The organism is Spirosoma fluminis, from assembly GCF_054778895.1.
Genome location: NZ_BAAGZD010000004.1, coordinates 88,536 through 110,477 on the forward strand (window position 1 = coordinate 88,536; position 21,942 = coordinate 110,477).

The 21,942-nt window shown below is 52.4% G+C and carries 19 protein-coding genes; 11 read left to right on the forward strand and 8 right to left on the reverse strand.

Annotated features, from left to right (window positions below; translation table 11 throughout):
- Positions 1-132: 132 nt before the first annotated feature.
- Positions 133-543, forward strand: coding sequence for a Dabb family protein (locus ACYVBJ_RS05760; protein ID WP_460978215.1), 411 nt, complete (start codon positions 133-135; stop codon positions 541-543).
- 77 nt (positions 544-620) lie between these two features.
- Here ACYVBJ_RS05760 and ACYVBJ_RS05765 read toward each other — a convergent pair whose 3' ends face one another.
- Positions 621-1,055: a hypothetical protein gene (locus ACYVBJ_RS05765; RefSeq protein ID WP_460981347.1), complete on the reverse strand. Its 435-nt coding sequence runs from the start codon at positions 1,053-1,055 to the stop codon at positions 621-623.
- A gap of 211 nt (positions 1,056-1,266) precedes the next feature.
- Here ACYVBJ_RS05765 and ACYVBJ_RS05770 point away from each other — a divergent pair, with 211 nt between their 5' ends.
- Positions 1,267-2,586 carry a glycosyltransferase gene (locus ACYVBJ_RS05770; RefSeq protein ID WP_460981348.1) on the forward strand — a complete coding sequence of 440 codons (1,320 nt, stop codon included), beginning with the start codon at positions 1,267-1,269 and terminating at the stop codon, positions 2,584-2,586.
- Between the two features lie 166 nt (positions 2,587-2,752).
- Positions 2,753-4,468, forward strand: a complete 1,716-nt coding sequence (locus ACYVBJ_RS05775) for a GMC oxidoreductase (protein ID WP_460981349.1) — start codon at positions 2,753-2,755, stop codon at positions 4,466-4,468.
- Between the two features lie 57 nt (positions 4,469-4,525).
- On the opposite strand, the gene ACYVBJ_RS05780 is transcribed toward ACYVBJ_RS05775, so the two are convergent.
- Positions 4,526-6,901, reverse strand: coding sequence for a PAS domain-containing protein (locus ACYVBJ_RS05780; RefSeq protein WP_460981350.1), 2,376 nt, complete (start codon positions 6,899-6,901; stop codon positions 4,526-4,528).
- A 554-nt stretch (positions 6,902-7,455) separates the two neighbouring features.
- On the opposite strand from ACYVBJ_RS05780, the gene ACYVBJ_RS05785 reads away from it, so the two are divergent.
- Positions 7,456-7,671 carry a hypothetical protein gene (locus tag ACYVBJ_RS05785; protein ID WP_460981351.1) on the forward strand — a complete coding sequence of 72 codons (216 nt, stop codon included), beginning with the start codon at positions 7,456-7,458 and terminating at the stop codon, positions 7,669-7,671.
- Between the two features lie 185 nt (positions 7,672-7,856).
- Here the strand turns inward: ACYVBJ_RS05785 and ACYVBJ_RS05790 are convergent, their stop codons facing one another.
- Positions 7,857-9,521, reverse strand: coding sequence for an ArnT family glycosyltransferase (locus ACYVBJ_RS05790; protein WP_460981352.1), 1,665 nt, complete (start codon positions 9,519-9,521; stop codon positions 7,857-7,859).
- A gap of 195 nt (positions 9,522-9,716) precedes the next feature.
- On the opposite strand from ACYVBJ_RS05790, the gene pgi reads away from it, so the two are divergent.
- From pgi to ACYVBJ_RS05825, 7 genes are all read left to right on the forward strand, one after another.
- A complete protein-coding gene (pgi, locus tag ACYVBJ_RS05795; RefSeq protein ID WP_460981353.1) occupies positions 9,717-11,372 on the forward strand; it encodes a glucose-6-phosphate isomerase in 1,656 nt (551 codons plus the stop codon).
- 170 nt (positions 11,373-11,542) lie between these two features.
- Positions 11,543-12,409 carry an outer membrane beta-barrel protein gene (locus ACYVBJ_RS05800; RefSeq protein ID WP_460981354.1) on the forward strand — a complete coding sequence of 289 codons (867 nt, stop codon included), beginning with the start codon at positions 11,543-11,545 and terminating at the stop codon, positions 12,407-12,409.
- A 137-nt stretch (positions 12,410-12,546) separates the two neighbouring features.
- Positions 12,547-13,464, forward strand: a complete 918-nt coding sequence (locus ACYVBJ_RS05805) for an outer membrane beta-barrel protein (protein ID WP_460981355.1) — start codon at positions 12,547-12,549, stop codon at positions 13,462-13,464.
- A gap of 172 nt (positions 13,465-13,636) precedes the next feature.
- Positions 13,637-14,542, forward strand: a complete 906-nt coding sequence (locus ACYVBJ_RS05810) for a hypothetical protein (RefSeq protein ID WP_460981356.1) — start codon at positions 13,637-13,639, stop codon at positions 14,540-14,542.
- A gap of 112 nt (positions 14,543-14,654) precedes the next feature.
- Complete coding sequence (locus tag ACYVBJ_RS05815) at positions 14,655-15,221, forward strand: precorrin-2 dehydrogenase/sirohydrochlorin ferrochelatase family protein (protein ID WP_460981357.1); 567 nt, start codon at positions 14,655-14,657, stop codon at positions 15,219-15,221.
- Between the two features lie 25 nt (positions 15,222-15,246).
- Positions 15,247-15,801, forward strand: a complete 555-nt coding sequence (locus ACYVBJ_RS05820) for an NADPH-dependent FMN reductase (RefSeq protein ID WP_460981358.1) — start codon at positions 15,247-15,249, stop codon at positions 15,799-15,801.
- Between the two features lie 108 nt (positions 15,802-15,909).
- A complete protein-coding gene (locus ACYVBJ_RS05825; protein WP_460981359.1) occupies positions 15,910-16,569 on the forward strand; it encodes a YdcF family protein in 660 nt (219 codons plus the stop codon).
- A gap of 138 nt (positions 16,570-16,707) precedes the next feature.
- On the opposite strand, the gene ACYVBJ_RS05830 is transcribed toward ACYVBJ_RS05825, so the two are convergent.
- From ACYVBJ_RS05830 to ACYVBJ_RS05850, 5 genes are all read right to left on the reverse strand, one after another.
- Positions 16,708-17,334: a carbonic anhydrase gene (locus ACYVBJ_RS05830; RefSeq protein WP_460981360.1), complete on the reverse strand. Its 627-nt coding sequence runs from the start codon at positions 17,332-17,334 to the stop codon at positions 16,708-16,710.
- Between the two features lie 382 nt (positions 17,335-17,716).
- Positions 17,717-18,049: an MGMT family protein gene (locus ACYVBJ_RS05835; RefSeq protein ID WP_460981361.1), complete on the reverse strand. Its 333-nt coding sequence runs from the start codon at positions 18,047-18,049 to the stop codon at positions 17,717-17,719.
- A 65-nt stretch (positions 18,050-18,114) separates the two neighbouring features.
- On the reverse strand, positions 18,115-18,678 hold the full coding sequence (locus tag ACYVBJ_RS05840) for a DUF3109 family protein (protein WP_460981362.1): 564 nt from the start codon (positions 18,676-18,678) through the stop codon (positions 18,115-18,117).
- 110 nt (positions 18,679-18,788) lie between these two features.
- The gene (locus tag ACYVBJ_RS05845) at positions 18,789-21,209 is read right to left on the reverse strand and encodes a lytic transglycosylase domain-containing protein (RefSeq protein WP_460981363.1); all 2,421 of its coding nucleotides are present in this window, start codon (positions 21,207-21,209) and stop codon (positions 18,789-18,791) included.
- A gap of 37 nt (positions 21,210-21,246) precedes the next feature.
- On the reverse strand, positions 21,247-21,888 hold the full coding sequence (locus tag ACYVBJ_RS05850; protein WP_460981364.1) for an O-methyltransferase: 642 nt from the start codon (positions 21,886-21,888) through the stop codon (positions 21,247-21,249).
- Between the last annotated feature and the right edge of the window lie 54 nt (positions 21,889-21,942).

Below are 21,942 nucleotides of genomic sequence, written 5' to 3' on the forward strand. Positions count from 1 at the left end.
TATTTTCTGCCAGCCGTCGGTTGGAAACAGTGAATTGTGAATGAGTAAACGTGGTTGATTGTCAACCAAATTTGCTTTGTGTGCAACTGTCATCCATTTTTGTGGCCCTAAGCAACCTGTACACAATTCTATATGAAAGAGCAATCACGCCGGGCGTTCGTTAAACGTAGTGTCGCAGCCGGACTAGGTGCGGGCCTGCCAGTTGGCACACTGCCCCTGGGCGCATCCAAAGAACTGTTCGTTCACCACGTTTTATTCTATTTAAAAAATCCGGGCAATAAAGCCGACGAGGCCAAGCTACTGGAAGGGCTGAATAAGCTGGCTAAAGTGCCGACGATCAAGCTGGTGCATATTGGCAAGCCAGCCGGCACCACGCGCGCGGTTATCGAGCGGAATTATACATTTTCGTGGTTGTGCTTCTTCGACAGTGCGGCTGATGAAGAGATCTATCAGAAGCACCCAATCCACGACGAGTTTCGGAATAACTATGCCTCGCTGTGGGAAAAAGTCGTTATCTACGACTCAATTGGTCCCAAGCGCTAAGCAACTCATCTAGCATTCACGTTGATTACAGCCAGTGGTTGGTATTGGTAAACTGGTTTACCAATACCAACCACTTTCTATTTGGCACGTACTTCTACTACGTAGGTTTTTTTTGCCTGACCGCTGCCTTCTTCGCCGGTTTTCTTCTCCGAAAACGTTACGTTGGCTTTCCCCACGGTCACCCCTTTGATCAGGAACACAATGGGTCCCGAATCGCCCGGCTGGGTGGTTGCGGTGGCTTCCGGACCGGGCTGCTTGCGCGTTACGTCGACCACTTCCTGATTATCGGACGTACCCACGAGCTGGGTCGTTCCATTGCCCGTGGCCGATACCGTCACTTCTTTTATCTGGCCGACTTCGAGACGGAGCTTGCTTTGTGAACCGGTTTGGGCGGTTCGGCTACAGGCGCTTACGCTGATCAGGACTATACCTATTGTGAATCGGATCGCCCGCGCGGGGCTGAATACCGATTGAAAATTTGGCGGAGTGAAGGAGGCATATCGTGTTTTCATACCCTCATAACGAGCCGGTTGAGTCAAAGTTTTTTATGCTTCTGAACGGTCAGCTCCCACACGCCCCACGACGGCTGACGCTACGTTGTTCTACAGCCTCCGTTTGTCGGTTCAACGGCCGGAAGCCGCACTTCATCGGGACAGCTACTGAAGGGCCTGAGCGCGGCCGCTACTTTCGTTGCGTAATCTTTCTCTTTGAACAACTAAACTCATGAACACCCCCAAAATTCTGTTCGCTACGATGCCCATGGACGGTCATTTCAATCCGTTAACGGGTCTGGCCGTGCACCTGAAACAACAAGGGTACGATGTCCGCTGGTACACGGGTGGAGCCTATGCCGACAAATCCGAACGGATTGGCATACCTACGTACCGCTTTCAGCAGGCACAGGTCATCAACCAGGATAATCTGGAGGAGCTGTTTCCGGAACGGGCCGCTATCAAAGGGGCAATTGGAAAAATCAGCTTTGACATCAAACACGTATTCGTCTTACCGATTACCAATTACATGGCTGACCTGACGGCTATCCGCGAGAAATTTGCGTTTGATATCATGGTCAGCGATGTAGGCTTCAGCGCTATGCAGGTGGTAAAACACGTGTTCAACGTACCAGTAGTAGGAGTGGGCATATTTCCCATTCCACAGACCTCCCGCGATCTTCCGCCCAATGGCCTGGGCTTAACCCCGGATAAGAGCGTGCTGGGGCGGCTGAAGCAATCTATTCTCCGGTTCGTTACAAACCAGCTTATGAAAGGGCCAACGCAAACGTATAATGAAGTCGTGGGCCAGTTTGGGGTTGAGCCGCAGCAGGACAGTATTTTCGACATCGCCGTACGTATTCCGGATGTGTATTTGCAAAGCGGAACGCCGGGTTTTGAATACGAACGGAGCGACCTGAGTTCGAATGTGCGTTTTGTTGGGCCGTTACTGCCGTACGCTTCGGGGGCAAAACGAACGTTTGCCCATCCGACCAAGCTCAGTCAATACAAAAAAGTGATTCTGGTTACGCAGGGCACCATTGAGCGCGATGCGGAAAAGCTGCTGGTGCCGACGCTTGAAGCTTATAAAGACACCAATACGTTAGTGATCGTAACGACTGGTGGTTCGGGCACGGCAGCCCTCCGGGCTCGTTATCCGCAGGCGAACATAGTGATCGAAGACTTCATCGATTTCAACACGATCATGCCTGAAGTAGACGTATTCGTAACCAACGGCGGCTATGGTGGGGTGTTGCTAAGTATTCAGAACCAACTGCCGATGGTGGTGGCAGGCGTACACGAGGGTAAAAACGAAATCGCGGCCCGTATCGGTTATTTTAAGCTGGGGGTTAACCTGAAAACCGAAACACCAAAGCCCGCCCAGGTCAAAAAAGCCGTTGAGCAGGTCCTGCAAAACAGCGATTACAAGCGCAGCGTAACCCAGCTCAGCCAGGAGTTCAGCGAATATTGCCCCAACGAGTTGTGCGAACACTATATCAACAACCTGCTGATGGAGCAAGGTAGAACGGCCGTACTCGACGCTGTTGCCTGACGCGCTGTTTCGGTGACCATCAGCCTTTTACCCTTTAAAAGTCGGCTCTGTCATGAACATAGACTTTTACGGGGTAAAATCATTTCATCAATGTGGAAAAGAAATAAATAAACGCTTAGAATGGGTTAAATTCGTTTCTTTTTAACCCATTGACGCTCGAAACAAAATGACCGATGCACAGCACACTCCGCCACCAATACGTTACGATGCCATCGTTGTCGGATCGGGTATCAGCGGAGGCTGGTCGGCTAAAGAGCTGTGTGAAAAGGGGTTGAACGTATTACTGCTGGAGCGGGGGCGGATGATTGAGCACGTCTCCGACTACCATACGGCGACGAAAGCACCCTGGGAGTTTCCCCATCGCAACCAGCAGATGCCCGATGATCTGCTAAAAAACTATCCCGTTCAGAACCGCACCGGCTTTGCCATTACCGAGGCTACGCATCACCATTTTGTGAATGATCTGGAAAACCCGTACGTCGAAGAAAAACCGTTCGACTGGATTCGGGGCTATCAGGTAGGCGGAAAGTCGCTGATGTGGGGCCGGTATTCGTTTCGCTTCTCCGACCTCGATTTCGAAGCCAATGCTAAAGAGGGAATCGCCGTCGACTGGCCTATTCGGTACAAAGACGTAGCGCCCTGGTACGACTACGTGGAGAAGTTTGCCGGTATTGCCGGTGACCGCGACGGCCTGCCGCATTTACCCGACGGGCAGTTTCAACCGGCTTTACCCGACAATTGCGTAGAGCAGCATTTCCGAAAAACTGTAAACGCGCAGTTTGCTGATCGAAAAGTGATTTCGGCCCGGGCGGCTCACCTAACGGCTCCGACTAAAGAACAGATGGCGCTGGGCCGCGCCAAATGCCAGTTCCGCAATCTCTGTATGCGCGGTTGTCCGTATGGCGCTTATTTCAGTACGCAGTCGGCTACATTACCCGCAGCCCGGCGAACCGGAAAGTTAACCGTGCGGCCGCACTCCATCGTGAATTCCATTATTTACGATGAGCAGAAAGGGCGGGCGACAGGCGTTCGGGTCATTGATGAGCAGACCAGCCAATGGCACGAGTTTCAGGCGAAAATCATCTTCCTGAATGCGTCGGCGCTAGGCTCTACGTTCATCCTGATGAACTCTAAATCGAAGCGGTTTCCCAACGGGATGGATGATAGCGGTCAACTGGGCCATAACCTGATGGATCACCACTTCCACGTTGGGGCTACTGCTGATTACGAGCAGGATCTGGATAAAGTTTATTATGGTCGACATCCGGCCGGGCTGTACATTCCCCGGTTCCGGAACGTAGGCCAGGATAAGCAGCCGTTCAGTCGGGGATATGGGTTTGAAGTCTACACGGGTCGGCAGAACTGGGAACACGCATACGGGACAGACGGCTTCGGCGCCGAATTCAAGGAGCAGGCAACTCAGTTCGGCGACTGGAAAATTACCCTCGACGCTTTTGGTGAATGTCTGCCTTACTACGACAACAAGGTAACGCTGACCGATGCTGTTAAAGATAAATGGGGACAGCCTGTACTCAAAATGGATGTGCATTACCGCGAGAACGAATCGCTGATGCGAAGCGATGCGAAAGAACAGGCGGTTCTTATGCTGGAAAAAGCCGGTTTTACGAATATTGAAGGCTTCGACAGCCAGGCACATCCGGGCCTGAGCATTCACGAAATGGGTACGGCCCGTATGGGCAACGACCCGAAAACGTCAGTCTTCAATAAGTGGAATCAGCACCATGTCGTGAAGAACGTGTTCTGCACCGATGGGGCCAGTATGACCTCGTCGCCCTGCCAGAATCCGTCGCTAACGTACATGGCGCTTTCGGCGCGCGCGGCAGACTATGCCGTTCGGGAGCTGAAGAAAGGAAATCTGTAGTGTTGCTACGTAAATTATTCGTACCATGCTGACGCTGGGCCTGCTGCTGCGTACCGTTTAAGAGCAAGGTAAGTAGATGCTGAACGTAGCGCCCTGGCCCGGCTGGCTCATTGCGGTTATGGCTCCGCCGTGATTCGCCACAACCTTTTCGCAGATGGCTAACCCGATGCCCGTACCGGCAAACTGAGACGAATTGTGCAGCCGCTGGAACACCTGAAAAATACGGTCGAGATACTTCGGCTCGAACCCGATTCCATTATCCATAATATCGATGCGATGGTACGTCGGCATCTGTCGTGCCGGAGCTATTGAAGGGGGTAAGTCCTCCGCCGATATTAGGTGAGTTTGAATACGGATAACCGGCGGAACGCCTGGCCGTTGAAACTTTAGCGCATTGCTCAGTAAATTAAGGAAAAGCTGACCCAGCTGCGAGTCGTCGCCCTGAACGGTTGGCAACGGATCCATATCGACAATCGCGCCGGTCTCCTGAATCGTCAGTTCCAGATCAGCCAGCGTAATGCTGAGTACCTGCGTAAGCGATACGGCTCTGGAGGCATCCTGTCGGGTCGAAATGCGGGAGTACGTGAGCAGATCTTTAATCAGCGTCGACATGCGATGGGCAGCTACCTGCATGCGTTCCAGGTAACGAACGCCATCGCCCAACTGATCCGCGTAGCCGTTTTTAAGCAGATCGCCGAACGACTGAATTTTACGGAGTGGCTCCTGCAAATCATGCGACGCTACATAAGCAAACTGCTGGAGATTGCTATTCGAGCGCTGCAAATCCTGATTAGCCGCCGTTAGCTCCGTAGTACGTTGGTTAACCATCTGTTCCAGCGTCTGAGCCTGCGTTTTCTGATCGTCGATGTCGGTGCAGGTGCCGAACCATTTCACAATAGTCCCCTGCTCGTTGCGCAGGGGAAGCGCACGGGCCAGAAACCAGTGATATACCCCGTCATGACGACGCATCCGGTACTCAATCTGATAGAGCGAACCCGTTGCCAGCGCCTGCCCCCAGACCTGCTTTGTCCGATTCCAGTCGGCGGGGTGGAGTACTTTGGCCCAGCCCTGGCCTTTCGACTCGTCGTAGGTTAGTCCGGTAAATTCGTACCACTGCTGGTTGAAAAAGTCATGGCTGCCATCGGGGTACGTAGCCCAGACCATCTGGGGCATAAAGTCGGTGACGAACTTGAACTGGTTGACCATATCCTCAAGCACCTCATTCTGAAGAATCAGTTCGTCTTCAACCTGTTTCTGCTTCGACAGATCAACCATTGAGCCGACCATCCGAACCGGTTTTCCATCCCGGTGAATGGTGTAGCCACGGTCCAGCATATACGCGTAGGTGCCATCGGCCTTCCGGAAACGATACTGATCGGCCCAGTTCTCGCCACCGTGGTCGATAACGGCGTGGATGCTCCGCACGACCCGCTCCCGATCGTGGGGGTGAATGAAATTTGACCAGGATTCAACGCCCGGCAATATATCTTCTTTCCGGTAGCCTAACAGGGTCTGGTAGCCTTCGTTCCACCAGACTTCGTTCGTTTCCAGATTCCAGTCCCAGACAATGTCGTGGGTTGCTTTGGCAATCAACTCAAAACGCATTTGACTGGCTTCTACCCGCTGCTGAGCCAGCACCTGTTCCGTTACATCAATGGCGGTGGCCAGAATGCCGTACACCGAACCGGCGGCATTCCGCAGCGCTTTGTATGAAAAGTCAAAGTAGTACGTTTGCAACGAACCGTCAACCTCCAGATTGGCGGCAGCCGCTCTGGCCTCGTAGAGGTTACCGGTTGAATAGACGTTGTCCAGCAGGCGGCCGAATGGCTGATTTTCCAACTCAGGCAGCACTTCGGCATGGGTTTTCCCGATAACGTCCCGGCCCTTTCCCCAGTATCGAAGCATAATATCATTAGCAACTGCAATGGTCATTTCTGGCCCGGTTAACAGGCAGGTCGCCACGGCGGTCTCTTCCAGCAGACTCCGAAACCGCTGTTCGTTGGTTTTGAGCTGTTGCTGCAATTCCACATCTTTCGTTACGTCCTGAGCTACCCCTGAAAACCGGTAGATTTCCCCGGCTTCGTTGAAGTAACCCTGACCAATGAATCGTACCCAGCGCAATACGCCATCATCGGCCCCAATGGTCCGGTACGTTACGTCATACTGGCCGTTCGACGTAGAGCTAAAAACTTGCTGAACCGCTTTGTTCACCCGGCTCGAATCGTCCGGGTGAACAAAGCGAATGGCCTCCTCATACGTCAGTAATCGGTTTTGCGTCAGCCCAAACAATTCACGGCATCGGTCATCCCATTTTACCAGCTTTGTAACCGGGTCCATTTCCCAAACGCCAAGCCGGGCTGCTTTCAACGCAAAGTCGATGTCTAGCCGCTCGGTAAGTGCTTTGTCAGTAACGGACACTGGGGGGTTAATCATTGGTTAGGAATCGGACTAGTCGGTTGATGAACGGCTACGTATTGAGTTGGTGATTAAAAACAGAGTCGGAGAAGTGGCAAGTACCGGCGGTCCGCACCTTGCCGCCCGCCGTCAAATGAACAGAACCATTTCGATCCGCGTTTCGAGGCTGAGAAATACTTAAACTAACAGCTGACTAGCTATTGTTGTTTTCCGCGCCCGATGGGTAACAAAATTATCCAGATGGCTACTCAGGTCCGTACAAACTCTTTGCGCTGTAAAAATAATGCGATTGTTGAGATAGACAGAACGCTTTATCCACTTTTAGCCGATAAATGGCAACAGGCTGAGCCCGCGCATTTCTGATTGTCGGATTGAGTCGCTGCCCAAAACCGCTTTACTTCATGCATCCAGAAACGAATCGAAGGCAGGTGAACATCCGCCGAATGACCAGCCTGTACAACCAGCTGATCAGCGGCTTCTGATCGGGGTTAAGCTTCGGCTCCCTGGCTTACAGCTGCGTTGTCGCTGTGGAGTTAAGACGTAATCCTGGGTGTTCGTCTGACATCGGGTTTTTGCCCACTTCCTTTTTCAACCGGCTGCGGCTGGGAAACACGCCTGGGCCGTATCATAAACCAGGCATTCGGGTAATTCGCAACTATACGCAGGATGGCGATTTTGTCAACGCTCTGATCCGTCGTCGGTTTCCTGATTACAAGCCTGGGCAAACGGTGTCTATCGTAATGCACTTGAGCAGATCGGTTGTTTACGAACGGTTTCACCTGATCTGACTGCTGTTTTTACTATACGCTCTTGCAAACGGTTATTGGGGGCGGGCGCTCGGCCTAACGGGTATCAACAGGCTTTATAATGGCTGCAGCAATACAATCGCTTGCAGCTTGAGTCGTTCGAAAAGCGTCGGCGGGCCAGGGCGTAACCAAAAGCTGAGGTGCCAGAAAATTTTCCGGTGCTGGGTCTAACGAGCGGCCCGCCGGTAAAACACAAAGCCATTTTCTTCGCCTGTTTTTTTGATGTCGGGCAGCGAATCGAGGGGTGTATGCAGTTCATTGGCTTTCTTGATGAACCAGACATCTTTATCAATTTTGCCCCGCAGCAGCCAGTCCATATTGTAATAGTTGGGATTAGTTACGGGCGGTTTCTGCGTGTAGAAATAGGGTCCGTAACTCCGGTAGCCGTACGTCGTTACGTATACATCCTGCCCCTGTGCCCGCTCGAAGAAGCGCATGGCCGCATCCTGCGAAATGCCTTCGATCCGACCAATAAAGAACCAGAGCGTCAGCGTAATGAACACCGCCATGCCGCCGAATAGCGCATACACCGCCCGGCTTGGCTCCCGTGTGCTGAACCACCAAAGCGTCAGGATCAACGTAATCAGCAGCCACACGCCCAGCAGAACCTCCCAGCCGGTCCAGTTGATGTTTGCGTTCAGATTGCCTTGCGTAAACGCGTCCTGATCGGCAACGGATTTGACAAGGTCCATCCGATGCGCCAGAATGGGCAGGCCAATCGTAGCCAGTACGTAAACCCCGCCGACCAGGAGTAGCCCCGCCCGAAACCAGTTGGTAAACGGAAGTTTACGTTCTTCCAGCTGGAGCAGCGTCAGGGCCGCCAGGTACGTTACCGGGAAGTAGCAGAGCGACGAGTAATGTACAATTTTAGACTGCACCACGCTGAACAGAATCAGCACAACCCAAAACAGAATCAGCATCCAGCGCCGGAACTCGCGTTGGTAGTTACGTTCGAGAAAAAGCGCGCCAAACCCGCGCAGGGCAAAAATAGACGCCGGAAAGCAACCCACCAGCAACACAATGAAATGGTAGCCCGTGAATCCGGCATGGCCCGCGTCGGGCGTACTGAACAGCCGGATGTTGTACGTCAAAAATTCATTTACAAAAGCCGGGCCGTGCAGGTACGTTTCCAGCCCTCCCCACGCCAGCGATACCAGCGAAGCAGCCACCGAAAACAAGATGAATTGCAAAGGGGTAATGAACCAGCGGAACCGGCTGAGTATCCAGTACACCAATAGTACTAAACAAACGATCAGGTACGCCACGGGCCCTTTGGTCAGAATGCCCAGGCCCAGCACAAATCCGCCAATCGCCAGATATGTCCATTCCGATTTCGGCACCAGCAACGTACTGCTGAGTCGTTCGCGTTTCCAGGACGCAAAAATCAGATTGACCAGCCCGATAAAAATGAACAGGTTGAAAAAAGGATCGATGATGCCCGACCGGAAGTACAGGTGGGGCGTAACGGACCCTAAATATGCCAGGGCCCACAAAATGCCGAAGCGCTGGCCGTGCAGTTTCGCGCCCAGGTTGTACAGATAAATCAACGTAATGATGCCGCAAATGGCGTTCGGCAGCCGGGCCGCAAACTCGGTGGTGCCGAACAGACTCATCATCAGTGACTGGCACCAGAAAAAAAACGGAGGCTTTTCGTAGAACGGTTTGAAGTCGATGTGCACGCGGAGGTAGTCCTGCAGCAGCAGCATCTCCCGCGAACATTCCGCAAAATTGATTTCGTCCCAGTCAAATAGGCGAACGCCCCCCAGAAAGGGGATGAACAATAAGGCGCCCACACCGGCGAATAGTAACGAATAAAATACTTTTTGATTCATTAGCGGTTACGATAACGCTGACAGACCTGCCACACGTTTGTGTGCGGGGGCGTAAAAATAGAGGAAAAAAGATTGTGGGGGATTGGCGATATTCGCGCCGACAACCGAAGAGAGTCTTCAGTTTACCGGCAATGACTGGTTTGCTGGAGCTATGAACTAAACGAAAACCCAAGATTCGTTAACCGAAAACTGCTTATGCTTGCTACTCATCGATTCACCGACCTGCCGGCCTACGCGCAGCTTCAGGCGCATTACGACACCCTAAAAGACCGTCACCTGCGCGACCTGTTCGCCGAAGACCCCGATCGGTTCACCAGGTTTTCGCGCCGATTTGACGAAATTCTTCTCGATTTTTCGAAGAATCGCATCACCGAAGAAACGTTTGGTTTGCTGCTGCAACTGGCTGAGCAGGCAGGCTTGACCGACGCCATCGGAAAAATGTTTTCGGGCGATAAAATCAACCGGACCGAAGACCGGGCCGTGCTGCACGTAGCATTACGTAACCGATCGAACACGCCAGTTCTGGTCGATGGCGAGGACGTAATGCCGGAGGTCAACGCCGTGCTGGACCGGATGAAATCGTTTTCGGAGCGGGTGCGGTCGGGCGAGTGGAAAGGATATACCGGCCAACCCATTACCGACGTCGTGAATATTGGCATTGGCGGCTCTGACCTGGGGCCGGTGATGGTGACCGAAGCGCTGAAACCCTACGCAAAAGACGGCCTGCGGGTTCACTTCGTATCGAACGTAGACGGGGTGCACATTTACGAAACGCTGCAAACGGTTCAGCCCGAAACGACCCTGTTCTTGATTGCCTCGAAGACGTTTACGACCCAGGAGACCATGACCAATGCCCAAACCGCCCGGCAGTGGTTTCTGGACAATGGTGGATCGGAAGGTGATATTGCCAAACATTTTGCTGCCCTGTCGACCAATCGCAAGGAGGTAGAGACGTTCGGCATCGATCCCGAAAACATGTTTGGGTTCTGGGACTGGGTGGGTGGACGCTACTCGCTCTGGTCGGCCATTGGTCTGTCGATTGCCCTGTATATTGGCTTCGATAATTTTGAAGAACTGCTGGCCGGTGGACACGCGATGGATCAGCACTTCCGCGACACGCCCCTGGAGCAGAATTTGCCGGTGATCCTGGCGTTGATTGGCATCTGGTACAATAACTTTTTTGGCGCACAGACCGAGGCCATTCTGCCGTACGACCAATATATGCACCGATTTGCGGCTTATTTTCAGCAAGGCGACATGGAAAGCAACGGTAAATCGGTCGACCGCAATGGCGATCCGGTTGATTACCAGACCGGACCAATCATCTGGGGTGAACCCGGTACAAACGGACAACACGCATTCTATCAGTTGATTCACCAGGGAACAAAGCTGATCCCCTGCGACTTTCTGGCACCTGCCATCAGCCAGCGACCCATCGGTGAGCACCATAAAATTCTAATGGCCAATTTCTTTGCGCAGACCGAAGCGCTGATGAATGGCAAAACCGAAGAAGAAGCCGCTGAAGAGCTGCGCAAATCCGGCAAAAGCGAAGCCGACGTACAGGCGCTGGCTCCGTTCAAAATGTTCCCGGGCAACCGACCTACCAACTCCATTCTGTTTAAGAAATTGACACCCCGTACGTTGGGCAGCCTGATTGCGCTTTACGAGCATAAAATTTTTACGCAGGGCGTTATCTGGAACATTTTCAGTTTCGATCAGTGGGGTGTTGAACTGGGCAAACAACTGGCGAGCCGCATTTTACCGGAGCTACAGGATGATGCCGATGTGAACACGCACGATAGCTCGACCAACGGACTGATGAACGCCTTTAAGGCAATCCAAAGTCAGTAAGCAACGGGCAACATTCGAGGCTGAAGACGTTAAAATCTTAATAATATATTAAATTTATAGGATTATTAGAATATTGCTAAACAATGCCCGATGGGGCCTGTTAATGGGGTATATGCGGAGACGTATACACCCCATTTTTTTTATAACTCAACGAATACCTTTTAAACGTTATGAAAACTCAAGTTACAATGCTCTCGGTCTGCATGCTCAGTGCGGCTCTGGCGTATGGCCAAACAACAACAAATTCGTATTCAACGACTAGTACAGCTACAAATCCAACGTATACGTCGCCGGTAACCACCGACAGCACGAATGCAACCAGCAACAGTACGTATTCGACCACACCGTCGACTGGATCAGACAGCAATGGCTCGTCGGGAACGTATTCAACCAACAGTACCGGTACGACCAGTACATTGACGACCACCGATACGTATAGCACCAGCACAAAGCCCGCTAAAGCCGCCAAGGATTACAAAAATTTTGTGTTCGGTATTTACGCGGGTTTAAACACGACCAAATTTAAGGGCGAAGCGCTTGACGTAAACGGCAACAGCGACGCCCTGACGGGTCGGTTGGGTTATCAGGCGGGTTTCTTTGTGCGCGGTGGTGGTCGGCTGTATGGCCAGTTGGGTGCCGAATATTTTGCGTCGAGTTCCAACTATTTCACCGCTGGTTCGGGCCAGTCTGCCCAGAGCATTCGGGATCAGATCAACATTCAGTACGTACAGATTCCGGTTTACATTGGCTACAAGCTGGTTGAGTCGGATCGGGGGATTTCGGCGGTGCGGCTCCAGGTAGGTGTTGAGTACGCCAACCGCATCAGTGCCAGCAGCGGAAATTTTAACCTGACGAACGCAGAGATCAAAAGCGGTACGTTCAACGGACTGGGTCAGCTCGGGTTCGACATTGGGCCACTGCTCATCGATCTGACGTACCATTATGGCTTCAGCAACAGCATCAACGCCGTAAATTCAACCGGTTTTGCTGGTTCGCAGCGCCGGATTCTGAGCGCCAGTGTAGGCTTTAAGTTCTAGTAAGCCGGACGGATTAAACTGATGTCGCTACAGACAAAATTGGAATAGTTAAAAACAAAGTGCTCTAGTGGCCTGTTATTGGGGTGTGATCTCGGTCACACCCTTTTTTTATACAATTCAATGAAATGATAAACGTTATGAAGAAGCAACTCTCACTTCTGGCCCTGGGCCTATGTGGTTTCGGCATCGTGAATGCACAAACCACCAACTCCTATTCGTCGTCGACTACGACTACCAATTCTACTCACAGTGCATCGCCGGTAACGACCGATAGCTCCAGACGCTCAACAACGTCGGATATGAACAACGGTTCAACCATGAATAATGGATCGACGATGAGCAACGGAGCAATGACCAACAGCAGTGGCGCTATGGACAATAGCAACAGTACCACCACTGGCACGATGACGAACAGTACGGCGGCACCCGTTTACGGCACTACGACCACCACGACGACGATGACGACGAGCGACAACAGCAATGTGTCGACCCGGGCAAATCGGCGCGCTGATGACGACAAGCCCTGGGGTAAGGAAGGTAAGTTCGGTATTTATGCCGGGGTTAACTTTTCGCGTTTTGTCAACGAGCCCATTCCGGATGGTGCTTACCGTGCAGGCTGGCAGGCTGGTTTATACGGCCGTACAGGGGGTACGATCTTCGGACAGATCGGTCTGGAATACCGGAACTCGACGTCGAACTTAGTACGCACCGGATCCGGCCAAACTACGCCAACCGCCGGTGAAGTTCGTGGCCAGATCGACCAGCACTTCCTGGCGATTCCGGCTTATGTAGGGGTTCGTGTGGGTAGCGCGCTGGGGCTGCGTATTCAGGCCGGTGCTGAGTTGGCTTCGCTGGTTGCGGTTGGTAAAAACAACTTCAACTTAGGAAAAGACGACCTGAACCGGACGATTCTGAATGGTCTGGTAGGCGCTGGTATCAACCTCGGGCCGCTGACACTCGATGCGCTGTACAATCATGGTTTTGCGAACGTATTCGATAAGGGCGCTGATACGAAGCGTAATATGTTAGCCCTGAACCTGGGTTTCCGGTTCTAAACCATACCAGACAATCAACCTTATGGGCTGCTTTCCAACGAAAGCAGCTTTTTTATTTGGTGATGCTGCTAACACTAAAAAACTGGGTCTGGTGTCAAATACGCAAACATTAGTTATAAGCGAAGGGTTGTAGAAGTGAATGCCGGATTCGGTTTACTCAACTCAACACGTTATGAAAAAATCACTAAAAACGCTCCTCTTCCTGCTGGGTGTGGGCAGCACTGGCTACGTATCTGGCCAGACCAATTCGTATGATGACCGGTACGACCGTAATGATCGGGATAATCGTCCGTCACGTCGCGAAGAACGCCGGGACGATCGGCGCATGGATGACCGCTTCGATGAACGCCGGGAATATAAGCTCCGAAGCGAAGAAAATCGACGCTACGACAATCGGTACGAAGAACGAATGGGCAACAGCCGCCGGAATGATCGTATGTATGACGAACGCGATTTGAGTCAGGCGTATGACGAAGGGTTTGAAGACGGGCAACGTAGCGTGGAGGTAGAGCAGCGCCGGGAACGGCGGGAGAACTACAAAAACTTTACGTTTGGTTTATACGCCGGAGCCAATTCAACCCGCTTTGAGGGCGAAGATGTAAAGGGCAATACGCTCGCCGGGCGGCTGGGTTACCAAGTAGGCTTTTTTGTGCGGGGCGGTGGCCGGGTATATGGCCAGATCGGTGCGGAATATTTAACGTCAAGTTCTGATTTTTACCGGGCGGGTGATGGACAAGTCAATGGCATAAAAGACATTACGTCGAATGTCGATCAACAGTATCTGCACATCCCGGCTTATATCGGCGTGAAACTGGCGCAGTCGGAGCGGGGTGTATCCGCAGTGCGTCTTCAGGTGGGGGCTGAATACGCTACTCCGCTGGGCGTAGGCAACAACGAATTCAACTTCCAGCAAAGCGATTTCCGGGCCGCTACCGTAAATGGGCTGGCTAACCTGGGTTTCGACGCGGGACCGCTGATGATTGATTTCGTATATCATTACGGATTTGCCGATGTCTTGAAAACGGCATCGAACACCAAACGCCGGATTCTGGGCGTGAACATCGGGTTTAAATTTTAAGTAACGCCACTGACGTTGAAGGCTGCTCACCCGGGCAGCCTTTTTTGTTGCCCGCTGCGGTATCATCCCAATGGAAGAATGGCCGGATGGTAAAAGAACGTAACTTCGTCTCATGAATACGCTGTTCCCCATTTTTGTTAAGGCCGAGAAGCTGCACATCCTCATTGTAGGCGGTGGGTACGTTGGTCTGGAGAAGCTAACGGCCGTATTGGCCAACTCGCCGGAGGCCCGCATTACGCTCGTCGCCCCCGAGATTCGGGAGGAGATTCGGGAAATGGCGGGGCAATATCCCAAACTGGAGTTAATTCTACAGGCCTATACGGACAGTCACCTGGCTGACAAAGAATTAGTCATTGTCGGAACGAACGATAAGGCGGTGAATCAGCAGGTGCAGCAGGACTGCAAAAGCCGGCGTATCCTGGTCAATGTAGCCGACACGCCGGATCTGTGCGATTTTTACCTGAGCTCAGTGGTCAAGAAAGGCGATCTGAAAATTGCTGTTTCCACCAACGGCAAGTCGCCAACGTTTGCCAAGCGGTTTCGGGAGGTATTGGAAGAGATCCTGCCCGACAGTTTACAGGAAACGCTCGACAACCTGACGGTCATCCGCAATCAACTGAAAGGCGACTTTGTGCAGAAAATGGAGAAACTAAATGAGATAACGAAGGTGTTGCGCTAGACAAGGTTTTTTCTGTCGAACGCTCATGAATTTTCTCGCCATTTCTGGTAGCCTGCGGGCAACATCAACCAATACATCTATCCTGCGGGCGGCTGCTGCGCTGGTCCCTCAGGGCGTAACCGTTACGTTGTACAACGGACTCGACGACCTGCCGCACTTCAGCCCCGAACGGGACGGTGAACACTCGCCCGCGCCAGTAACCCAGCTGCGTACCTTACTACAGCAAGCCGATGCGGTGCTGATCTGTACTCCCGAATACATTCATGGTATGCCGGGTGTATTAAAAAACATGCTCGATTGGGTCGTGTCGTCGGGAGAGTTTGTTCATAAACCTGTAGGCATCATCAGCGCGGGCCCCTCGGATACGGGCGGCTCGCGGGCGCACGCATCGCTTACGCACACCCTGGAAGTGATGACCGCTCATTTGACGGACAAAACGTCGCTGATCATACCGTTTGTCCGCAGCAAGATCAGCGCCGATGGACAGATCACCGACCCTGAGCTGGCCCAGGCACTACGTACCGTAGTCAGTGAATTGATCGATGCCGTCGGAGAACACAATCTGGCCAGCCAGAACTAACGTAACGTTCCATGCACGTAATCTTTGTCTGTCATAGCCCAAGTTGGCCTAATCAGACGTCCTGTCTGTATTTTTACCCCAATTTTATCAGGCATTGCCCTCCATCAAGTGACACAGCACACACACGACTTAGCCGAAAAACTCTGGGATTACCATCATACCAACCATACGCTTGAAAAAGCCGATGTCATTCTGGTACTCTGCAGCCACGATACGCGGGTAGCCGAACGGGGTGCCGAATTGTTTCTGGAGGGCTGGGCACCCCTGCTGATTTTTTCGGGCGGACTGGGCGTCATCACCAGGTCGATGTGGGCCGAGCCGGAAGCTGAGTTGTTTGCCCGAATAGCCATTGGTTTGGGCGTCCCGTCGGAGCGTATACTGGTCGAAAACCGATCCAGCAATACGGGCGAAAACGTTTTATTTACCCGGCAACTGCTGGCTAAGCTCCATATTGATCCAGAAACCTTTATGGTGGTGCAGAAGCCGTACATGGAGCGCCGGAGTTATGCTACGTTCCGCAAAGTGTGGCCAGAAAAGTCCGTAATCGTTACGTCTCCGCAGGCATCGTTCGACGAGTATCTAAGCGCTTACTCTAACCCGGAGCTTACCGCCGACGATGTAGTTAGTATTATGGTTGGTGATTTACAGCGAATAAAACTGTACCCTGATAAAGGGTTTCAGATACCCCAGGAAATTCCAGCCGACATCTGGGCCGCTTTCGAAGAACTGGTCAGCGCCGGGTATAACCGACATCTGGCGGTTAGTTAGCCCACGTTAGTATCAAGAACGTACGCGGCTGCGTTTGATGGTAGCGCTAGGAAGCGCGTATTTTTGTCATTCCTCTCTACGCCGGAATGACAAAAACACGCGCTTCTTTTTTGAATAAAATAGCTCCTTGAGCTTATATTAATCGAGATGGTAGATCTCCCTTATGTTTTCCAGAAGTTTAACAAAGTCAATTTGCAGATCGATCAATTTTCCCGAATGAATATCAAAAACCCAACCGTGCACTGACAGATTTCGGTCAAGCTGGGCTTTCTGTACTTCTGCCGTTTTAAGAACATTTATGCATTGTTCCTCGACATTCAGTTCTACTAATCGTTTATAGCGCTCTTCTTGATCCTCGATACTATTGAGTTCATTCTTGTGCATTCGGTACACATCGCGGATATTTCTCAACCACGGATTCAATATCCCTAAATCTGCTGACTTCATGGCGGCCTGAACGCCACCGCAATAGTAATGGCCGCAAACCACAATGTGCTTTACCTTCAGGTGTGCTACGGCATAGTTAATTACCGACATTACACCCAGATCCGTATTAGGAACCATATTCGCAATGTTTCTAAGTACAAACACTTCACCAGGCGATACACCCATGAGTTCTTCGGCTGAAACACGGCTATCTGAACAACCTATGTAGAGGATGTCGGGAGTTTGCCCTTTAGAGAGGTCACTAAAATAGTCTGGCTCTATGGCTAACTTTTTTTCAACCCAATTCTGATTGTTTTTGAAGATCTGAGAAATGTCCATTTTATCCCGTTTGTGTTAATCAATGGTTTATCGCTGGTTAGTAGTCAACCCTGGCGTAATTCAATTGTTCGGGTACTCACCCACCAGGAGTTGTTACGTTGTCAGCTACTGCATTCGCGAAAATTAGCCCAATAAAGCAAAAAACTTGCTACGCGTTGCTTTAAGATTGATCGTCGGCAAACGCGTCTTTACTCACTACAACAGCGCGGCTCACAACGGTTTACGTGCTGGTTAGAAAATTTAAATCTCTGACAGTGAACGTATTATCGCTCAAGTGAAGGCCTGAGGCAGTAGGGTCTGTTATGCTGATCTTAGGGAGAACCGACAAAAAACGCGGCTCATTCCAGCCATGAGTCGCGTACAAAAATAGGGTGTAAACAGGTTAAAGCGTTAACTCAACGGCCGGGTCCCAGAAGAGGGTTTTGAAGTCAACGACCCGATCGTCTTCAACCCGAACTCCTTCGTCTTCCAGAAGTTGCTGCATAATGGTTGGGCCACCGAAGAAGTGCTTGCCCGAGAGAACGCCAACGCGATTGACCACCCGGTGCGCCGGAACATCCTGACCGTGCGACGCGACCATAGCCCAGCCTACCATACGCGCACCAGCGCGCAGGCTGAGGTAACGGGCAATGGCCCCATAAGTGGTTACCCGGCCTTTGGGCACCTCCCGCACAACGCGGTGTACTTCTTTAAAGTAGTCTTTATCTTCGAGCATACTCTCCGGAAACGTAAGCGGCAGCCAATCGTATGTTTGACGATTGGCTGCCGCTGATGAAATGGCTATTTCTCTTCGATTGCCTGGGTTAACTGCCCATACCATTCTTCGCCGTAGGCCCGGATCAGAGCTTCCCGCACGAATTTGTAAATTGGTACGTTCAGTTGCTCGCCAAAGCCACAGGCCGGGCTACAAATCGGCCAGCGGTCGTAATTCAACGCGTGAAACGATTCGTATTTGGTGACGCGTATGGGGTACAGATGGCATGAAATGGGCTTTTTCCAGTCTATTTTGCCGTCGTTATACGCTTCTTCGATGCCGCATTTCAGGATACCCCGATCATTCCAGGTTGCATACACGCACTCGCGCCCACCGACGGTGGTGGTTACGTAGCCGCCTTCTCCATCCGATTCATAACCGCCTTTTTCTTCCAATACGCGAATGCCTTCGGGCGAGAGGTACGGCTTTACGTCTTCGTAGATTCGGTCAAGTATCGCGGGCTCGTCGCCTTCGAGTGGAGCCCCCATGTCGCCCTCAACGCAGCAGGCCCCTTTGCATTTATCTAAGTTGCAGACGAAGAACTTCTCCGCTACATCGTCGCTGATACAGGTATTGTCAATCAGAATCATATACGTAAAGTTACGCAGCCCAGACCAATTTTGAACAGGGCTGTCCGCGAAAAAGCCGCCCTCGTCTGGAAGGCGGCTTTCTCTGTATTAGGCTAAGAGCAATGGACGGATCAGAGCGGTTTCACAATCTTGATTTTCTGCCCTTCTTTCACACCTACGTCGACGAGATTATTCCAGGATTGAATTTGCTCGATGGTTACCCCGTACTGCTTCGAGATCCGGAACATGGTTTCGCCCTTAGCCACGGTATGATACGTCACTTCAGGCTGAGGAGCCGTAGCCGCTGGTCGGGTTGGCTGCGTGCTGCGAGCGCCCGTTGACTTGACTGTTAGCTGCTGACCTGCTTCCAGTACATTGTTCGTAGTCAGGTTATTGAGCGCCAGAAGCTCATCGACGGTCAGTCCATACAGGCGCGAGATGCTGTAGTACGTCTGACCGGGCTCTACCGTGTGCGTACTGGCTGAACGGTTAACGGCCGCTGGTTTCGTAGTTGCTGGCGCAGGAGAGGCAGCAACCTTTGGCTCCGCATTCGTCGTTGTCGATGGAGCAGGCTTTGAGTCAACTTTAGCAACAACTGGCGCTGCCGGACGAGGTGGGGCTTTGGTCACGGGTACTGTAACAGACCCATCGGCCTGTTGCTCACGGGGACCTTCGTAGGCACCCGACTCGGGTTGAGCAGGTGTTTTTTTGGTAGGCTGTGTGCTGGCGTAGGTGTCGGTTGGTCTGGTTGGTTTCGGCGTGTTCGGCTGTAAGTCATCATCCATTACCAGAGCCGGAGTTGATGGGCGACCACCACTGACGCTGCTTGCTGAGGTAGTTGGTTTCGGCGTAGTAACACCCGAGCCAGTAGCGGCTGGCGTGACCCGCTCGGGTGTAGTTGCAACGGGAACCGTTTTCGTAGGCACTGACGCATCGGGTGTGCGCACAATCACCACCCGTTGCGAACCCTCGGTTTCCACCGAACGGCTGGTGGTGGGTTGAGCGGGACGGTTCGTAGAAACTGCGGGCTCGGAGCGTGGGGCCGCAGCAGGTTCCGACGTACCATCGTTCGGGGTAACTCCGCCACCCACTAATTTGGGCTGGTAGACTTTGCGTTCGGAGGGAGTACGGGGAACATTGTCAAAGCCAGTGACCGGACGGCTCGGGCCGGTTGACGCTACGTCGGTCGTACGGGGAGCCGGGGTGGGCGTCTGATCGTAGACGGGTGGCGTTGGCGCGTTGATAACTTCGACGGGTTTGTTGGCTGGCCGCCGTTCCCGCAGCCACATTACCCGGCCCGTTGCCAGTTTCTGTACCCGATCCAGCCGGTTGTACCGCATCAGTTTCTTGAGTCGGATGCCGTACCGCTGTGAGATGCTGCGGGCCGTTTCACCGTCGCGCACGTTATGAAAAGGCACCAGCGCTTTCTTCCGTTTCTTTGCCAGATAATATACATCATTGACAATCACCGGATCGCGGTCGCTCATGTCGTTATACCGAAGAAAGCTCGACAGGCTGATTTTGGCTTTGCGGGATAACGAAGCCGCGTTGTCGCCCGCCTGCGCCTGAATACCCGGCAGTCCGTTGATTTCGTACAACACCGGGTCGTTTTTACTGCTAAGGCCCGTTGTCACCCGACGTAGTACTGGAAAGCCTACATCCGTCTGCACAAAGTCAGGCGTTTTTTTGCCGCTGACATTGACAATTTTCTGGCGTACATCGTTGATCTGATCGCTGACCACAGGAATAGCCATTACGTAGGCTTTATCGGTCGGAACGGCATCGCCCAGTACCCAGCGGTTGTATTTGCGCAACTCAAACTCGTCAACGCCCAGTTCTTCGGAAATAGCCCGCATGGTTTTGCCTCCTCCGTTCGGATACTCGATCAAGGCAAAACGGTTGCTGCTCTGGTGCGTTTGCAGGGCGTTTTCAATAGCCAGCTTGTGCGCAAAAAAGCGAAGAATATAGCGGTCAGTACGTCCGTCGAGGGCGACTTCACGGGCGTAGGACCAGTCGGGAGGAATCAGTTTGGCAATGCCGCCCGCGCCTAAATAATACGAGTACAGCGAAGCGATCCAGTTGTTGAACTGCGTGTTGCTTTTTTTGAGGTACTTGGCCGCGCCATGCGTTGAGGCCGAGATACTTTTGCGCTCGTCAATTGCGTCGTCGACCCGCAGTCCGTAATCCGTGGCGGTTTCCCGCTTAAACTGCCAGAAGCCAACGGCCGTCGACGACGAGACGGCATCGGGGGTAAGGGAGCTTTCCTGTACGGCCAGGTACTTAAAATCGGTCGGTACGTCCTCATCGATCAGAATGGCTTCGATCACGGGAAAATACAGCGCGACGCGGTCCAGCTTAGCGGTCCAGTACTGCCGGTTAGCCAGCAGGGCGTTGACATCCTGCTGCACAATACGTCGGGCGTCGGGATCTAAACGTACCGAAATATCGGCGAAGGATAGCTGCTCCGGCACCGTCGGTACCGACGTTTGTGCAGAAGCGAGGAAGCCGATTAAAAGCGGGAAAAGGGTTAGGGGGTACGTAAGCTTTTTCATAAAATAAACATCGTAAGTCGTAATCGTAAGCCAAAACTTACCGTTTTCGCATCACCATAATTCCGTCGCGGACGGGCAGCAGCACATTTTCTACCCGTTCGTCAGCCTGCACTTTCTGGTTAAAAGCCAGTACCGCACGGGTATCTTCGTCGGCAGGTTTTACCGGCTCGACAACCTTGCCACTCCAGAGCACATTGTCGGCCAGTATGAACCCTCCGGGACGTAGTTTGTCGATAATCAAATCGAAATAAAGGGCGTTATTGCGCTTATCCGCGTCGATAAAGATCAGATCGAACGTTTCATGCAGCGTGGGTATAACGTCAGCCGCCAGCCCAATGCACAGGTCAATTTTCTGGTTGAAAGGCGATTGCTGCCAGTAGGAGCGGGCAAAGTCTTCTAATTCTTCGTTATGATCAATCGTAATCAGCCGACCGTCGTCGGTTAATCCTTCGGCGAGGCACAGGGCAGAATAGCCAGTGTAGGTGCCGATTTCAAGAATCCGTCGGGGGCGAATCATCCACGAAAGCATGGATAGCAACCGGCCTTGAATATGCCCCGATAACATACGGGGGGCCATCACATGAGCGCGGGTATTTCGGTTAAGCTGATGAAGCAACTCACTCTCGGGAGAGGTATGCGCTTCGGCGTATGCAGCGATGTCGGCAGGTAAAAAATCCATTCGGCTGACGTAGCCGCGCAACCTCTCGGGAATAGGGCGGCTCAAGGGCTGGTT

Excerpts from the sequence above, each read along its gene's own strand:
- ACYVBJ_RS05765 (WP_460981347.1), bottom strand. The coding sequence starts at position 1,055 with ATGAAAACACGATATGCCTCCTTCACTCCGCCAAATTTTCAATCGGTA.
- ACYVBJ_RS05805 (WP_460981355.1), top strand. The coding sequence starts at position 12,547 with ATGAAGAAGCAACTCTCACTTCTGGCCCTGGGCCTATGTGGTTTCGGC.
- ACYVBJ_RS05800 (WP_460981354.1), top strand. The coding sequence starts at position 11,543 with ATGAAAACTCAAGTTACAATGCTCTCGGTCTGCATGCTCAGTGCGGCT.
- ACYVBJ_RS05840 (WP_460981362.1), bottom strand. The coding sequence starts at position 18,678 with ATGATTCTGATTGACAATACCTGTATCAGCGACGATGTAGCGGAGAAG.
- ACYVBJ_RS05815 (WP_460981357.1), top strand. The coding sequence starts at position 14,655 with ATGAATACGCTGTTCCCCATTTTTGTTAAGGCCGAGAAGCTGCACATC.
- ACYVBJ_RS05780 (WP_460981350.1), bottom strand. The coding sequence starts at position 6,901 with ATGATTAACCCCCCAGTGTCCGTTACTGACAAAGCACTTACCGAGCGG.
- ACYVBJ_RS05850 (WP_460981364.1), bottom strand. The coding sequence starts at position 21,888 with ATGGATTTTTTACCTGCCGACATCGCTGCATACGCCGAAGCGCATACC.
- ACYVBJ_RS05770 (WP_460981348.1), top strand. The coding sequence starts at position 1,267 with ATGAACACCCCCAAAATTCTGTTCGCTACGATGCCCATGGACGGTCAT.
- ACYVBJ_RS05810 (WP_460981356.1), top strand. The coding sequence starts at position 13,637 with ATGAAAAAATCACTAAAAACGCTCCTCTTCCTGCTGGGTGTGGGCAGC.
- pgi (WP_460981353.1), top strand. The coding sequence starts at position 9,717 with ATGCTTGCTACTCATCGATTCACCGACCTGCCGGCCTACGCGCAGCTT.
- ACYVBJ_RS05820 (WP_460981358.1), top strand. The coding sequence starts at position 15,247 with ATGAATTTTCTCGCCATTTCTGGTAGCCTGCGGGCAACATCAACCAAT.
- ACYVBJ_RS05775 (WP_460981349.1), top strand. The coding sequence starts at position 2,753 with ATGACCGATGCACAGCACACTCCGCCACCAATACGTTACGATGCCATC.
- ACYVBJ_RS05845 (WP_460981363.1), bottom strand. The coding sequence starts at position 21,209 with ATGAAAAAGCTTACGTACCCCCTAACCCTTTTCCCGCTTTTAATCGGC.
- ACYVBJ_RS05790 (WP_460981352.1), bottom strand. The coding sequence starts at position 9,521 with ATGAATCAAAAAGTATTTTATTCGTTACTATTCGCCGGTGTGGGCGCC.
- ACYVBJ_RS05830 (WP_460981360.1), bottom strand. The coding sequence starts at position 17,334 with ATGGACATTTCTCAGATCTTCAAAAACAATCAGAATTGGGTTGAAAAA.
- ACYVBJ_RS05835 (WP_460981361.1), bottom strand. The coding sequence starts at position 18,049 with ATGCTCGAAGATAAAGACTACTTTAAAGAAGTACACCGCGTTGTGCGG.
- ACYVBJ_RS05760 (WP_460978215.1), top strand. The coding sequence starts at position 133 with ATGAAAGAGCAATCACGCCGGGCGTTCGTTAAACGTAGTGTCGCAGCC.